Raw genomic sequence first — 14,904 nt, 5'->3', positions numbered from 1 at the left:
GTGGCGTGTCGCTACTGCGATTTTGAAAAAAGTGCGCTATGTTGCGCCTGTGACTGAACAATTTTCTGAGGAAACGTGGTTGTCCGTTCCAGAGGTTGCCGAACTGATTGGCGTCAAACAGCGCGAAGTCCGCTCAATGTTGGATGAAGGGGCGCTCCTGGCTGTGCGCCGAGGCGACAATAACGCCTGGATGATTCACATTGGAGAGCTTCGCCACAGCGGAGACACGTGTGAGCCTATTCCGGCGCTCAAGGGAACGCTGACTGTCCTTTCTGATCTCGCCTTCACGAATCAGGAGAAGATGGACTGGCTCCTTGAATACGCTGACGAGCTCGGCGCTACTCCACTCGAAGCGCTCGGCGCAGGAAACACCCATGCGGTGCGCAGGCTCGCACTTCTCCAGGTGTAGGAGTTTTCACGAATCGCGTCCGATTAACTGGTAGATCAGCGAGTGGAGGATCGGGGTATCGATATGCTCTGCGGCCTCGAGCGCCGCGTCCTCGCGTCGGGTGATCATGCGTTCGTGGAGTTCTCGAGCTCCCGATTTTTCCACCAGCTCCTGAACGCGCCGGGCTTGCTGAGCGTCCAGAGGGGATCCAAGCAGTGCGTCGGCGTTGGCAAGGTTGCTGACATCGAGTCCCGCGCGCGTGAGCGCAAGGAGAACAGTCCGCTTCCCCTCGCTCCAGTCGCTCCCGACAGGCTTCCCCGTGAGCTCCGGCTTGCCGAAAATCCCCAGATCGTCGTCGCGAAGTTGGAAAGCCTCCCCAAGAGGAAGCCCAACCTTCGATAGTGCCGTGAGCGTGGCGTGATCGGCGCCGCGCAGCGTCGCTCCGAGGAGGAGCGGCGACTCAACGGAATACCGCGCCGACTTGTGCAGGAGAACTGCGAGTGCGGAGTCGGTCGCCTCCTCGACGTCTGGCGAGAGGGGAACGTTTTCGGCGCGGATATCGAGGTATTGGCCGAACGCCGTTTCGGCGGTCATTGTGGCGAACAAGCGCATTCCGGCGCTTCGAGCTTCGTCGGAAACGGCCTCTGCCACAGCCATTTCCTCCATTGCGAGGCTGAGAAGATAATCGCCCAGCACGATGGTTGCGGCGGTGCCGAATTCATCCGCGATGCCTCTCATGGATTCGCGCGCATGAATTTTTGCAAATCCCACGTGTGATGCATCCGTTCCGCGGCGTGTGGTGGCGTGATCGATGAGATCGTCGTGAACGAGTGCGGAGAGCTGGTAGAGCTCGACTGCGGTTCCGGCGTGCAACGGCAACGGGTCTTCGCCGCCGGCGGCCTCCCACCCCGCGGCAACAAACAGAGCGCGGGTGCGCTTGCCGCCCTGGGCGAGCTCGCGCACCGGTTCGACGAATTCCCGGCTCAGATGGTGCGAAAAACGCACGGAAGACAGCAGCTCGTTGATGCGGTTCGTGACGTCGGACGCAAAAGTTTGGTTCATAAGGCAAGGGTAGCCGAGGAGAAAGTTTTCCACATTTTTCGCTCGTGCCAACAGTTTCCACAGAGGGCGGTGCACCAGCGCGAGACAGTGCGCAATTCGCGTGGAATAGGCGCATGGATATTCTATCGATTGAACGAACAATTCTTCTTCTCCCGCACATGCTCGGCTATCGGCCACGCCAAGCCATCGGTATCGTGGCGCTCAACTGTCAACCGGGCGTGTTTCTCGATACTGCGATCGGTCCTGTGTTGCTCTGGGATCTGACCCGCGGCGAGATCGGCGAAAAATTCACCAAGGCGATTCGCGCTTTTGCGAACGATATGAAGGCGGATCATGTGGCGATGGTTTGGTACGGCAATCAGCCGTTTGACAGGAACACGATGTCCCACACCGAGAAGGCACTTTTGGAAACCACGAGTTGCTTGGAGAGCCTGGACCATGTGAACGTTGCGCTTCTCTACACTGATTACGCCGACGTCACGCAACTTCATGCATGGTACAACTCCCGCGGGAGCGATTTCAGTTTCCCCTTCCATGAACTCGAAAAAGAGGAAGGCTTCGACACTCTCTACAGTGGGTTCTGGGAAGTGCCGTTGCTCGCGGCGGAGAATCTTGCGCGTTTCGACTGCGAGCGCCGTGAGAAAATCCTTATTCGCTACCGGAACTACGTGGCAAAAGGACGGACGAACTTCGCTGAAGAATGGGATGCCGCCCTTGCGCACATCGAAAGCACTCCTGCCAACCCTTACGGTCTGTTACCGAGCATTCATCGCGACACTGTCTGGGTGTGGGCACGTTTGCTCGCCTATCTCACGAATCCTTATCAGCGTGATGCGATCCTGTTGTGGGCGTTGGATCCAAGCGTGGAGCGCGTGAGTGTCCTTGGGCGTCAGGCGACGCGGGAACGCCTGCGCGAGCTCAGCGAGCAGCGACCGCCTCTCGAGCGAATAACGTTACTCAGCCATCTGCTGACAATGCTTGCACGATACAGCGGCGACGACGATGCGCGGCCATATGCGATGCTTGCTTACCTTGCGTGGTGGAGTGGGGATGGAAGGCGCGGGGCGCTCTATTCCGATCTTGCGTGGGAATCCGATCCTCAGTATCCATTGGCCGCTCTTTTGCATCGTGCATACTCGGCAGTATTGCCGCCGCCATGGGTGATCAGCGCTGAAGAACGGTTGGACGAGGCCGAAGGGGAAGCAATGCGAACACAGGGAGTGTGATGCAAATGAAATCGCGTGAAAAGTTTCATTTAGTGTAAGAAATCGGTATCTTCACTAGGGAGGACGCATTTTTCAGAGTGAGGAGCCGCCGTGCCGATCATTGTTCCAGTTGAACCACGAAACACAAACAGCCCTGCGCTCGCGAAAGGCGTGGTGCTCTCACACGCAATGAATGAACCGATCACTGTGGTGATGCGGCGCCCGCTTGGAGAGTTTTCGCAGGCTGATATCGATGCGGAAATCGATCAGCTTTCCGGCGTGCTCGATTCGCAGGACGTGCCCTATAAGTTCGATGCGCGCCTGGAAGAAACAGATATCGTGGATATTCTGCTTCACATGGCAGGTGGGCCACGAGACGTGATCGTTGTAGCGATCGCGACCAAGCCACAGCATGGGCGTCTTCACCTGGGCAAGCAGATCCAACAGTTACTGCTCGAAGTTCCATGTGATGTACTCATCGTTCGCGAGTGAGTAGGAACACTCCCATTGCCACTCATGGGCATGAAGTCCAGGTGCACGAGCCCTCCCGAGAACGTCCAACGGTGGGGGAGGAATAAAAACACGCCGCGACACGCTATAATGGTGAGCCGGGCAATATATGCTCAGCCAGCAGTGATCATCTCGTGAAAGGCTACGCGTGGCAACTTCCGCTTCCTCTACAAACCGTTCCTCTTCGGCGTCCGAGGAGGCATCGACGCCCGCCAAGAAATCTTCTTCTCGGAAGACCACGTCGGCGAAGGCGGCGGCTTCGACGTCGAAAACCGCAACTGCACCCAAGAAGGCCACCGCAAAGAAGGCCGCGAGCGATGACGCGGTGAAGAAGTCGGCTACGAAGAAATCTGTGCCGAAGAAGGCCACCGCAAAGAAGGCCGCGAGTGATGACGCGGTGAAGGAGCCGGCCACGAAGAAGCCGGCCACGAAGAAATCTGCTCCCCAGGTTGCCTCAGAGGCCTCGGAGAAGAAGCCAGCGACGAAGAAAGCGGCGCTGAAGAAGGACGAGTCGGGCACTGCGAAGAAGAGCGCATCGACCACCAAGAAGGGTGCGAAGGCGAAGGAAACTGAGGTTGTCACTCCTGAATCGGATGAGGAGGAAGACGACTTCGAGGAATCCACTCCCGACGAGCCTACTGAGCTCGAGGATGAGAATCTCGACGATCTGGACGAAGAATCAGCCGACGAGGATAACGACGAAGAATCAGCCGACGATGATTCCGAGGATGAGGATTCCGACGACGATTCGGAGGAAAACGAATCCGAACCGGCTCCTTCCACCAAAGGCTCCTTCGTCGTCAAGGATTCCGACGACACTGACGAGCCCGCCCAGCGGGTGCATGTCGCCGGCGCGACGGCGGATCCGGTCAAGGACTACCTCAAGCAGATCGGAAAGGTTGCTCTGCTCAACGCAGAGGAGGAGGTCGAGCTCGCCAAGCGCATCGAGGCGGGCATGCTCGCCCAGCACATCCTTGAGACCACAGAGATCGACGATCGCAAGTATCGCCGTGAACTCGAGATTATCTCCCGTGACGGGCATGCTGCGAAGAACCACCTGCTCGAGGCGAATCTGCGTCTCGTGGTGTCGCTGGCGAAGCGTTACACGGGGCGTGGAATGCTCTTCCTCGATCTTATTCAGGAAGGCAATCTGGGTCTCGTGCGTGCAGTCGAAAAGTTCGATTACACGAAGGGCTTCAAGTTCTCCACCTATGCCACGTGGTGGATTCGCCAGGCAATTACGCGCGCCATGGCGGACCAAGCTCGAACCATTCGTATCCCGGTGCACATGGTTGAAGTGATCAACAAGCTTGCACGCGTTCAGCGCCAGATGCTCCAGGATCTTGGCCGCGAACCCACCACGGAGGAACTGGCGAAGGAACTCGACATGACTGAAGAGAAGGTCGTCGAGGTTCAAAAGTACGGCCGCGAGCCGATTTCGCTTCACACCCCGCTCGGCGAAGATGGTGACAGCGAGTTCGGCGATCTGATTGAAGATTCTGAGGCTGTGGTTCCTGCCGACGCCGTGGGCTTCACTCTTCTTCAGGAACAGCTCCATCAGGTCCTCGATACGCTTTCGGAGCGCGAGGCCGGCGTTGTCTCGATGCGTTTCGGATTGACGGACGGCCAGCCGAAGACCCTCGACGAGATCGGCAAGGTCTACGGAGTCACGCGTGAGCGAATCCGTCAGATCGAGTCGAAGACGATGTCGAAGCTTCGTCACCCGTCGCGCTCGCAGGTGCTCCGCGACTACCTCGATTAAGCTCTGCTTTTACGGCCGCCACGGCGTGGCTCGCTCCCACTGAGCGGGCGTCACCTCGCCGTGGCGGCCGTGCGCATGCTCGGTGTAGCGTTCTCCGCGCGCCTCCATCAACGCAAACGCTCGGAGAATGTCGGCTGCCGTGAGCGCGTCAGAGAGCGCATGGTGGTGTGCGCGCTCGGGAAGACCGAGGCGTTGTGCGACCCCTACCAGTGAGTGTGAGCCGTCAGGGAGATAGATGCGCGATTGGTCAAGAGTATCCACTGCGCACTCGTTGGGGATATGTTCGGCATACCCAGCACGGGAAAATGCGCGGTTGATGAACTCCTGATCAAAGGGAAAATTATGGGCAACGATCACGCGCCTGCTCAGTAACTCAATCAAGCGAGGGGCGATCGCGGCGAATGTCGGAGCATGGGCGACGTCGGCGGCACGCAATCCGTGGATTTCTGAAGCTGCGAGGGGGCGCTGCGGATTGACGAGGGTCTCGAAGCGGATTTCCTCCCCGAACGTGGGGGAGAGCAGGACCACGCCAATTTCGACGATGCGATCCGATTCGCGGTCGAGTCCAGTTGTCTCACAATCCACCACTGCAAAAGAATTCACGCTTTTAGGCTAGCGTGTTTCACCGCTCACTCAAAGAGAATGCGCCAGTGATCTGGAGATGAAGTCTGTCTCTCCTGGGCTGTCATTCTCCGCCAGCGGCGAAAGAAATGAGGTGGTTTGGAATTTTTTGCACGGTCCGTGCTTTGATGTTGGTGTGAATACGATGGAAGAGACTTTGAAACCGACTTTGACCACCGCTGATCGGTGCGACGCATGCGGCGCCCAGGCATACGTGAGAGTGACGATGCCGTTTGGCGAATTGCTGTTCTGCGCTCATCACGCGGCGGAGCACAAGAGTAAGATCGACGAGCTGGCGATCTCAATCGTTGATGAGCGCGAGCGAATCGCACGGTAACGCGAGCGAATGGGCTTAACGTTGCGGCTGTACTTTCGGGTACGGCCGCAACGTTCTTTTACGGCGCGCATGCGCCGCTAGCACACTGTTTCGCGCTAAACTGCTCAGGTGCCACAAAACAACGAATACAATGCGCGTCATCTTTCCGTTCTCGAGGGGCTCGAGGCGGTTCGGAAGCGTCCAGGAATGTACATCGGCTCCACGGATTCGCGGGGCCTGATGCACTGTGCCTGGGAGATTATCGACAACGGCGTCGACGAAGCGCTTGAAGGCTATGCGCACGAGATCAATGTCCACCTTCTTGCAGACGGTTCGATCGACGTCAGCGACGACGGCCGTGGTATCCCCGTCGATGAAGTGCCAGGTACGGGGGCCTCTGGAGTCGAGGTCGTATACACGAAGCTTCACGCAGGTGGAAAATTCGGTGGCGGTTCGTATGCGTCGTCGGGCGGCTTGCATGGTGTTGGCGCTTCGGTTGTCAACGCGCTCTCCTCGCGTCTGGACGTGTGGGTCAAACGCGACGGGAAGATTTGGACAATGTCGTTCCGTCGCGGTGAGCCCGGCGTCTTTGACGATTCGAAAGGTGCTTCCCCGGATTCACCATTTACTCCGTTTGAGGATTCCTCTGAGTTGCGTGTCGTCGGGAAAGCCACAAAGAAAGACACGGGCACCCGGGTCCGCTACTGGTCAGATCCTCAGATTTTCCCGGACTCCGCACACTTTTCGTACCCGGAGCTGATCGAGCGCGTGCGCGAGAAGGCGTTCCTCGTTCCTGGGCTCACGATGCACGTGGTAGACGCGCGTGGCCTGGACGGGGCCGACACCGTTGAGGAAACGTTCCAGTACGACGGCGGTGTCGTGGATTTCGTTGATTTCCTCGCCTCCGATCCGGCGATCACCGATACGATGCATCTCACCGGCGAAGGAACGTTCACAGAAACCGTTCAGGCTCTCGATCCGAAAACGGGCCACCTCGCTCCGAAGGATGTGGAGCGCACCTGCCAGGTCGATGTCGCGCTTCGCTGGGGGAGCGGCTACGAAACAACTGAGGAATCGTTTGTCAACATCATCGCCACCCCGAAGGGCGGAACACACCTCGCGGGCTTCGAAGCGGGAATCGTCAAGGCCCTCCGCTCGGTGATCGATTCGAAATCGCGCCAGCTCAAACTCTCAGCCCGCGAACCAAAGATCGAGAAAGAGGATATCCTCGCCGGGCTCACTGCCGTCATTTCGGTCCACTTCCCGGAACCGCAGTTCGAAGGGCAAACAAAGGAGATCCTGGGAACCGCTCCGATCCGCTCGATCGTGTCGAAGGTGGTCGATACGCAGCTCAGCACAGTCCTTTCGTCGAACAAGCGCGATCAGAAAACCGAGACGATGCGCCTAGCAGAGAAGATCGTTGCCGAGATGCGTGCGCGCGTGGCTGCACGAACACAAAAAGAGATCTCGCGGCGCAAGAACGCTCTTGAATCGTCAACGTTGCCGGCGAAGCTTGCGGACTGTCGCACGGAGGATGTCTCCCGTTCCGAACTGTTCATCGTGGAGGGAGATTCGGCTCTTGGAACCGCGAAGCTCGCGCGAAACTCTGAGTTCCAGGCCCTGCTCCCAATCCGAGGCAAGATTCTCAATGTCCAAAAGGCGTCGCCTGCGGATATTTTGAAGAATGCTGAAGTTTCGTCGATCATCCAAGTGGTCGGCGCAGGATCCGGCCGAACGTTCGATATCGACTCCGCTCGCTACGGCAAGATCATTTTCATGACAGACGCCGACGTCGACGGCGCGCACATCCGTACCTTGCTACTCACGCTCTTCTTCCGCTACATGCGCCCGTTGGTCGAGGCGGGTCGTGTTTATGCTGCCGTTCCGCCACTTCACAGGATCGAGGTGGCCGGTTCTGGGCGCCGCAAGGGCGAATATATTTACACGTATTCGGATGCTGATCTTGCCCGCGAGCTCGCGAAGCTCAAGAAGTCGGGCCGCACCTACAAGGAGCCGATCCAGCGCTACAAGGGGCTCGGAGAGATGGATGCTGATCAGCTTGCCGAGACGACGATGGATCCAGCTCATCGTACGCTTCGCCGGATCTCGATGGCCGATATTGAGGCTCTGCGATACGCGGAGAGTACTTTCGAGCTATTAATGGGCTCCGAAGTGGCTCCTCGCAAGGAGTTTATCGTGGAGAGTGCCGATCAGATTTCGCGCGATCAAATTGACGCCTGAGAAAATCCTGGAAGAATATGTTTCGTGACAGTCACACCGAATGGACAGGAGGAACAGTGGCACAGTGGTCTGACCCTGTAGAGGGGGGAGTGGAGTTTCCGCCCCCACATTTGGGGTTGACGTGGCGCCGTGCCCAGGTTTCGGATCTTGAGCGCATGCTAGCTTTGGCAGCTCAAGCAACGACCGGTGTGAACCACATCCGGTGTGAACCGATGATGCTTGCACGGCTTGCACGGCTTGCACGGATGAACGTCCTGCCCGAATATTCTGATGTGATCGCTGGTTTCGATTCTGAAGGAGTGATGCAGGCGTTCGCGTCGGTGATCGTCAATCACTTGAACACCCCGATCGTTCGGGCTCAGGTGGAGGGCGTTATTTCCCGAAACTGGCGTCAGAAAGGCGTAGGGCGCGCAGTTCTCGACTGGCAGGATGGCCGCGCGCGCCAGCTTGCAATGACAGTTCCCGGTGCGACCGGGATCCAGATTGATTCGCTTGCAGAGGGCGAGAACTCAGAGTTGCGGCGTCTGCTGGCTGCCGGCGGATTCACCCCCGCGGAGGCGCGAACGTTTTATCTTGCGAACGTTTCGCAGTTGGCGCAGGTCGGCCGGGAAGCGCTTGATACGTTGCGCGCCGAAGGTTTTCAGGCGCGTCCCTTGGCAGCGAAAGATTTGGCGCAACTCCAGGAGATGAATAATTCGACAACGTCGCGTTCGTCGTTCTTGAAGCCAGCCGGCGATGAGGATTGGCGGCTCCTGATCGGAATGATCAATGCGGATGCGTCGATTGTGATCGCGGATTCTCGAGGCGTGGTTGCCTACGATCTGTTGGAGGAAGGCCGACGGGGAGCGGGTCTTGTTCGTGCCCGCGGCGTGCGCGAGGGGGCGCCGGAGCTCGTGGCGCGGCACATGTTCGCTGCGCACGTCGGGCTGGTTGCGTCGCGCTTTACGGAGCTTCGAATTCTGGCAGGAGACGATGATCCGATTGTTGATTCTCTCCTTGCTGATGGTTTCAGCCCTGATGGCACCTTGATTAGGTATTCGATCGAGATATGATCGCGCAACGTGCCCTCACGTTGGCCGATTCCGCCGCGCTGACGAAACTGATCACGGCATGCGAAGCGGCGGAACGCTCGCAACTTCGCACCACGGGTGTCGAGGTGCAGGAGTATTTTTCTCCTGGAGCTGCACATCGTATTCAAGGTTTTTTTGCAGGGCCCACCTTGGTCGCGTTTTCGATGGTGAGGTTCCACGATCCGTCATCGCCACAGATGACGATGAGCGGCGCTGTGCATCCAGATTTTCGACGCAGGGGCATCGGTGAGCACGTGGTTCGGCATTCGATTGAGGCAAGTAGCGAGATCGCGAGCGAATGCGGCTTATCGGCGTGGATGATGCGCATGTATGTGGATCGCGCAAACACAGATTTAGAATCCCTCCTGCGGAGTTTTGCTTTTCATCCCAGGGAATCGATCGTCTCGATGCGAAAGCTTGTTGGAGTGGGCGAAGCGCCAGAACTTGCAGGAGCGTACCTCCGGATTGCCGACCTGGATTCGGCGATGGAAGAGGACGTGGCGCGTCTACGCCGAGCAGTTTTCAACGACGCCGGAGCGTGGGAGAGCGCGGGGCTGAGGTGGCGTTTCGGGGCTGTGGACGAGTTCTCCGATCGGCCCCGGCTGGTGGGATACCTGCTCGCTTCGCGAGTCGAGGGATGGGCTGCGCCGGAGGCGCTGGTTGAGGAGCTTGTGGTAGAACCCGAGTGGCAGAGGCGGCGCGTGGGTGCACGTCTCCTCGCCGCCGCTCAAGAGGGGTTTGCATCTGAGGGGATTGGTGCGATGAGCCTCGATCTAGATGCGGACTCGCCGGTTTACGATTCGTTCATTCAGCTGGGGTTTTCGCCGGTCGCGGCACAGCGCGCGTGGGATCGGCGGTTCTCCGCGCAGTAGCACACTGGTCCGCCACTGTCGGCGTGTGCATGTGTGAGCTGTTGCGGGCGGCGCACCGATGATGCGCGCCACCCTCTCACCCGATCGCGACGATTGCACGCGCAGCGGGCTCACCGGAACCGTCTCGCCGCTCATCGACCTCGGGGAGTGGGACGGACTTGCCACGCGAATCGACCGCGCGCGCTGGCATCGGGCCGATCCATGCAAGCTGCAAGACGTTTTCTCCGCGCAGGAATCGGTGCGTGCGCACGCCGCCCGTGGCCCTGCCCTTCGCCGGGTAACGATCGAGTGGAGTTACTTTCACGTGTCCTGCGACAGTTCCAGGGAGCGCATCGGAGGATCCCGAGATGGTTGCCACAACGTGAGCGGCGAGATCGTTGGAAGGTAAGGATCCGAGGGCAATCACGCGAGCGCCATCGGATACTCTCATTCCAGCGATACCACGCCCGGCATGGCCCTGCGGGCGCACATCTGCCGCTGAGAAACGCAGCAGTTGCGCATCCGACGTGACGAGAGCTAGATCGTGGTTGTCTGGCGCCTGCGCAACGCCAATTACCACATCGTCGTCGAGGAGGGTGATGAGTGAGCCGGCGGCAGCGGCGTCGGCGGCGTTCGTGCGCTTGACCTTTCCTTGCTCCGTGGCGACAGCGACGACGACGTCGGGGTCGAGGGAAATCAAGCCGACCACCGTTTCGCTCGGCGGCAGAAGGACGATCTCGTCGATCGGAGCGCCTGCCTCGAGTGATGGGGCGTTCTCGGTGCGGGGCAGGGCAGGGATGTCGCCAACGCGCAGGCGCGCCACTGTGCCGCCGGAACTAACAACGCCGACTTCGGCCAGGTTCGAGGTCAGAACCTCACTGGTGAGCGCGCCATGGGTGGCGTTCCCCATGCGCGAAATTGGTTCCTCGCCTTCTACACGCGCCACGCGCCCCGACGTCGACAGCAGAACCCAGGCCGGATCGTCTGCGAGCTTTTTCGGTTTCCCGCCCGCTGCGGAGGAGGCATCCGACTCGAGCAGAATCGTGCGACGCGGCGTGCCGTACTCGCGGGCAACCTCGCTCATCTCACGGGTAATCAGCGCCTTGAGAGCAACTTCCGAGCCGAGAATCTCGCGAAGCTCCTCGATCGTCTTGTTGAGTTCATCGCGCTCCGCCTCGAGCTCGATCTGAGAGAACTTCGTGAGCCTGCGCAGGCGCAACTCGAGGATGTACTCGGCTTGAGGCTCTGAAAGGTCGAATACCTCCATCAGGCGGGTCTTCGCCGTGGCAGAATCCTCCGAGGAACGGATTAACTGGATTACCTCGTCGATATCGAGGATTGCGATGAGCAGGCCTTCAACAAGGTGCAAGCGCTCGAGGGCCTTGTTGAGGCGGAACTGTGAACGGCGGCGCGTCACAGAAATACGGTGATCGATAAAGACCTGCAGGAGCTCGCGAAGGCCGAGCGTGCGTGGCTCACCGTCCACCAGCGCCACATTGTTGATACCAAAGGACTCTTCGAGCGGCGTGTGCTGGTAGAGCGCCGCGAGCACCTCTTCCGGCGACGTGGACGCTTTCACCTCCACCACGAGGCGCATGCCGTGGTGGCGATCGGTGAGGTTTTGCACGTCCGCGATACCGGTGAGTTTCTTGTTTTGCACCCCGTCCTTGATTTTCTCGATCACTTTTTCTGGGCCCACGAGGTAAGGCAACTCCGAGAACACGATGCCCTTCTTGCGTGCGGTAATGTTCTCGATGTGTGCGGTGGCACGGGTGCGGAAAATTCCGCGGCCCGTTTCGTATGCCTGGCGAATGCCATCCAATCCCACGATTCGCCCACCTTCAGGCAGATCCGGGCCGGGAATGAACTTCATGAGCTCGTCGAGCGTCGCATCTGGATGATTGAGCAAATGCTGGGCGCCCGCGATCACTTCATTGAGGTTGTGGGGTGCCATGTTGGTGGCCATGCCAACGGCGATACCGGAGGAACCGTTGACCAGAAGGTTGGGGATCGCGGCCGGCAACACCTCAGGCTGAAGGAGGGTGTTGTCGTAATTCGGAACCATATCCACGACGTCTTCATCCAGCGAGGCCGTCATTGCCAGTGCCGCTGGGGCCATGCGGGCCTCGGTGTAGCGGGCGGCCGCGGGGCCGTCGTCGAGAGAACCGAAATTTCCGTGCCCGTCCACCAGCGGCAAGCGCATCGTGAACGGTTGGGCCATGCGCACCATGGCATCGTAAATTGCTGAATCGCCGTGCGGGTGAAGGCGGCCCATAACGTCGCCGATGACGCGCGAGGACTTCACGTGCCCACGATCCGGGCGCAAGCCCATCTGGTTCATCTGGAACAGGATGCGGCGTTGGACGGGCTTGAGGCCATCGCGCGCATCGGGCAGGGCGCGCGCGTAGATCACAGAGTACGAATACTCTAAGAACGAGGTGCGCATCTCTTGCGAGACGTCGATATCGACAATATGTTCCGTCATTTCAGCCATTCCACTATTATCGTGGTTTTTGGGTGAGAGTAGGGGGAACGCCACGGGTGGCATACCTCGCTCAACCTCGCACACGGCGGGCCGAGGTGAAAGAATAGAAGCATGATTGATTTTTCCGAAGTTGCTCGTGCCATGCGTCTAGCCGGCCCGCACGGGGCCGCTCTCGTCGATGATGTCGCGTTGGCAGTGGGCAACGAGGAAGTACGTGCCTATTTTGCGCGTCCCGAAACGGCTTTCGACGACGACGCTGTCTACGAACGCGCCGTCGTCTTCGTTTTGACAGCCACCCGGCTTGTCGTGCTGTTTTCGGATATTTCCCACGATTTCACAGCGAAGGGTGAGCTGGTTTCCGATATTCAGGTGATCAGCCTGGATCAGGTGCGTGAACATCACGTGATTCGCCGTCGTGAAGTGGACGGCGATGATTTCGGCCAGCTTAACTCCGCAGTCTTGCGGTTGCGCTGGGGAGGGTCCTGGTCCACCGAGATTTTGCCGAGCATGTGCGAGGATCCTCAGTGCACGCTCGATCACGGGTTTATCGGGATGCTCACGAACGACGATTTCCAGATTTTCACGGAACGGTTTTCCGACGGAGAGTATTTTGCGCCGACTCTCGCGTTCATGGGTGAGGTTGAGGCCGCTCTTGGTGGTGGCCGGTGAGCGAGGTGACGGCCGCACTGGCTGGCGCACTCGACGCCGTCGGTTACGGTGTTTCGGGAGCCGCCGACGCCGGTGCGTTAGGTTTTCCCTCCGCGCGCAAGTTGTGCTTTGTGGTTGTGGACGGCCTGGGTGCGCTCCAGTTACAAGCGAGGCGAGGGCATGCCCCCACGTTGCGCGCAATCGGCGTGGATCGCGCAATCACAACCGTGGCTCCCTCGACGACGGCCGCCGCTCTCGCAGCGATCGGTACGGGCAAAGAGCCAGGCGAAACTGCGATGCTCGGATACTCGATGCGCAATCCCGCAACGGGTGAGGTGTTTTCGCTCGTGTCGTGGAAGGGGGAGCATCTTCCCAAACCCGAACTCTGGCAATCCCAGCCCACGCTCTTTGAGCGCCTCGGTGATCGTGCCAGCGCGGTGCGTGTTGTCCAGGCGAAGAAGTTCATTGGCTCGGGCTTCTCGCGCACGTTCCTGCGCGGAGCTCAGGCGATCGGAGCAAAGACTCTCGACCAGCGTGTCGAGGCCGCTGCCCGTGCGCTGCGCGGCAGCGCCGACGTCGTCTATCTCTACTGGGAACACGTGGACAAGGCTGGCCATCGAGACGGCTGGAATTCTCACGCGTGGATCGGTGCCCTCGAAACAGTCGACGCAGGGATCCGGCAACTGCTCGCGAGCGTCCCCACAGACACCCTCGTCGTTCTCACCGCCGATCACGGAATGATCGACGTGTCCGAGCGGATCGACATCGCTGCCCACCGTGAGCTGCGCACCGGCGTCGAGGTGATCGCAGGCGAACCGCGTGCCCTTCACCTTCACACGAAGGTCCCTGACGACGTCGCCCAGCGCTGGCGAGAGTTCCTTGGCGACAAAGCAACCGTTTACACGAAAGCTCAGGTGGCGGCGTCGGGAATCATGGGGCCTGTACTTCCACACGTCGTCGAGCGCCTGCCAGACGTGTTGGTGTTCATGAAAGGCACCTGCGTCGTGGTAGATTCCACCACGCAACCATCGTCGGCGATCGACCTGATCGGTGTTCATGGCTCTCTCACCGACGACGAAATGTATGTTCCCCTAATCATGGAGGTGGCATGATGGCTGAGCTGGTCTTTTTCTCGGGCACGATGGACTGTGGAAAATCCACTCTCGCCTTGCAGACCGCCTACAACTTCCGCCAACGCGACCTTGCGGGGATCATCTTCACGATGAACGATCGTGCAGGACGCGGCAAGCTTTCCTCGCGTATCGGACTGATCGAGGATGCCGTCGAGGTTGAACCCACCACCGACTTTTGGAAAGAGGTTGCGGCCGCCCGTCAGAAAGGCCGCGTCGACTGGCTGATCTGCGACGAAGTGCAGTTTTACAGCCGCCCGCAGGTCGATCAGCTCGCGCGTATCGTCGACGAGATCGGGATCAACGTGTACGGATTCGGCATCACCACGGACTTCCGCGCGAGGCTGTTCGAAGGCTCCCAGCGCATGATGGAACTCGCAGACCGTATCGAACGCCTTCAGGTGGAGGCGTTGTGCTGGTGCGGGAAGCGAGCCACGCACAACGCCCGTACCGTGAACGGCGTGATGGTGACCGAGGGCGAGCAGGTGGTGGTCGGCGATACCGGCGGCGCCACCGTCGCATACGAGGTGCTATGCCGTTATCACCACATGCGTGGCATGACTGCCGCGACGGCGCATGCCTCGGAGCTGTCGCCTCAAACGCTCGATCTCTAGC

General features: G+C 59.5%; 14 protein-coding genes. 11 read left to right on the top strand and 3 right to left on the bottom strand.

The genetic code is table 11. The features are described 5' to 3' along the window. Positions 1-49 precede the first annotated feature (49 nt). Positions 50-409, top strand: coding sequence for an Rv2175c family DNA-binding protein (locus P8A24_RS05225; RefSeq protein WP_278057569.1), 360 nt, complete (start codon positions 50-52; stop codon positions 407-409). 6 nt (positions 410-415) lie between these two features. Here the strand turns inward: P8A24_RS05225 and P8A24_RS05220 are convergent, their stop codons facing one another. After that, positions 416-1,450 carry a polyprenyl synthetase family protein gene (locus P8A24_RS05220; protein WP_278057568.1) on the bottom strand — a complete coding sequence of 345 codons (1,035 nt, stop codon included), beginning with the start codon at positions 1,448-1,450 and terminating at the stop codon, positions 416-418. A gap of 113 nt (positions 1,451-1,563) precedes the next feature. Between P8A24_RS05220 and P8A24_RS05215 the strand changes: the two genes are divergently transcribed. The 3 genes from P8A24_RS05215 to P8A24_RS05205 all read left to right on the top strand — a co-directional run bounded on the left by P8A24_RS05215 (position 1,564) and on the right by P8A24_RS05205 (position 4,927). Continuing rightward, on the top strand, positions 1,564-2,676 hold the full coding sequence (locus tag P8A24_RS05215) for a DUF4192 family protein (RefSeq protein ID WP_278057567.1): 1,113 nt from the start codon (positions 1,564-1,566) through the stop codon (positions 2,674-2,676). A 90-nt stretch (positions 2,677-2,766) separates the two neighbouring features. Next, positions 2,767-3,147 carry an adenine nucleotide alpha hydrolase family protein gene (locus P8A24_RS05210; protein WP_278057566.1) on the top strand — a complete coding sequence of 127 codons (381 nt, stop codon included), beginning with the start codon at positions 2,767-2,769 and terminating at the stop codon, positions 3,145-3,147. Positions 3,148-3,313: 166 nt separating this feature from the next. After that, a complete protein-coding gene (locus P8A24_RS05205) occupies positions 3,314-4,927 on the top strand; it encodes an RNA polymerase sigma factor (RefSeq protein ID WP_278057565.1) in 1,614 nt (537 codons plus the stop codon). A 9-nt stretch (positions 4,928-4,936) separates the two neighbouring features. Here P8A24_RS05205 and P8A24_RS05200 read toward each other — a convergent pair whose 3' ends face one another. Continuing rightward, positions 4,937-5,530, bottom strand: coding sequence for a 3'-5' exonuclease (locus P8A24_RS05200; RefSeq protein WP_278057564.1), 594 nt, complete (start codon positions 5,528-5,530; stop codon positions 4,937-4,939). A gap of 58 nt (positions 5,531-5,588) precedes the next feature. On the opposite strand from P8A24_RS05200, the gene P8A24_RS05195 reads away from it, so the two are divergent. The 4 genes from P8A24_RS05195 (at position 5,589) to P8A24_RS05180 (ending at position 10,047) form a co-directional block, all read left to right on the top strand. After that, complete coding sequence (locus P8A24_RS05195) at positions 5,589-5,885, top strand: DUF7455 domain-containing protein (protein ID WP_278057563.1); 297 nt, start codon at positions 5,589-5,591, stop codon at positions 5,883-5,885. A gap of 108 nt (positions 5,886-5,993) precedes the next feature. Then, a complete protein-coding gene (locus P8A24_RS05190) occupies positions 5,994-8,105 on the top strand; it encodes a DNA gyrase/topoisomerase IV subunit B (protein WP_278057562.1) in 2,112 nt (703 codons plus the stop codon). Positions 8,106-8,161: 56 nt separating this feature from the next. Then, positions 8,162-9,157, top strand: a complete 996-nt coding sequence (locus tag P8A24_RS05185; protein WP_278057561.1) for a hypothetical protein — start codon at positions 8,162-8,164, stop codon at positions 9,155-9,157. Then, positions 9,154-10,047 carry a GNAT family N-acetyltransferase gene (locus tag P8A24_RS05180; RefSeq protein ID WP_278057560.1) on the top strand — a complete coding sequence of 298 codons (894 nt, stop codon included), beginning with the start codon at positions 9,154-9,156 and terminating at the stop codon, positions 10,045-10,047. The genes P8A24_RS05185 and P8A24_RS05180 overlap by 4 nt, the downstream gene beginning before the upstream one ends. 76 nt (positions 10,048-10,123) lie before the next feature. Here P8A24_RS05180 and P8A24_RS05175 read toward each other — a convergent pair whose 3' ends face one another. After that, positions 10,124-12,520: a DNA gyrase/topoisomerase IV subunit A gene (locus P8A24_RS05175; RefSeq protein ID WP_278057559.1), complete on the bottom strand. Its 2,397-nt coding sequence runs from the start codon at positions 12,518-12,520 to the stop codon at positions 10,124-10,126. Positions 12,521-12,622: 102 nt separating this feature from the next. On the opposite strand from P8A24_RS05175, the gene P8A24_RS05170 reads away from it, so the two are divergent. The 3 genes from P8A24_RS05170 to P8A24_RS05160 are packed head-to-tail and all read left to right on the top strand — an operon-like array spanning position 12,623 to position 14,903. Continuing rightward, entirely contained in the window at positions 12,623-13,180 is a 558-nt protein-coding gene (locus P8A24_RS05170; RefSeq protein ID WP_278057558.1) for a DUF5998 family protein, read from the top strand. Further along, the gene (locus P8A24_RS05165) at positions 13,177-14,271 is read left to right on the top strand and encodes an alkaline phosphatase family protein (protein ID WP_278057557.1); all 1,095 of its coding nucleotides are present in this window, start codon (positions 13,177-13,179) and stop codon (positions 14,269-14,271) included. The genes P8A24_RS05170 and P8A24_RS05165 overlap by 4 nt, the downstream gene beginning before the upstream one ends. Next, positions 14,268-14,903: a thymidine kinase gene (locus P8A24_RS05160; RefSeq protein WP_278057556.1), complete on the top strand. Its 636-nt coding sequence runs from the start codon at positions 14,268-14,270 to the stop codon at positions 14,901-14,903. Before P8A24_RS05165 ends, P8A24_RS05160 begins: the two co-directional genes overlap by 4 nt. Position 14,904: the final 1 nt, after the last annotated feature.

The sequence above is a fragment of the Arcanobacterium wilhelmae genome, from assembly GCF_029632765.1.
Taxonomy (GTDB): domain Bacteria; phylum Actinomycetota; class Actinomycetes; order Actinomycetales; family Actinomycetaceae; genus Arcanobacterium; species Arcanobacterium wilhelmae.
This window is presented reverse-complemented; position numbering and strand designations above follow the sequence as displayed.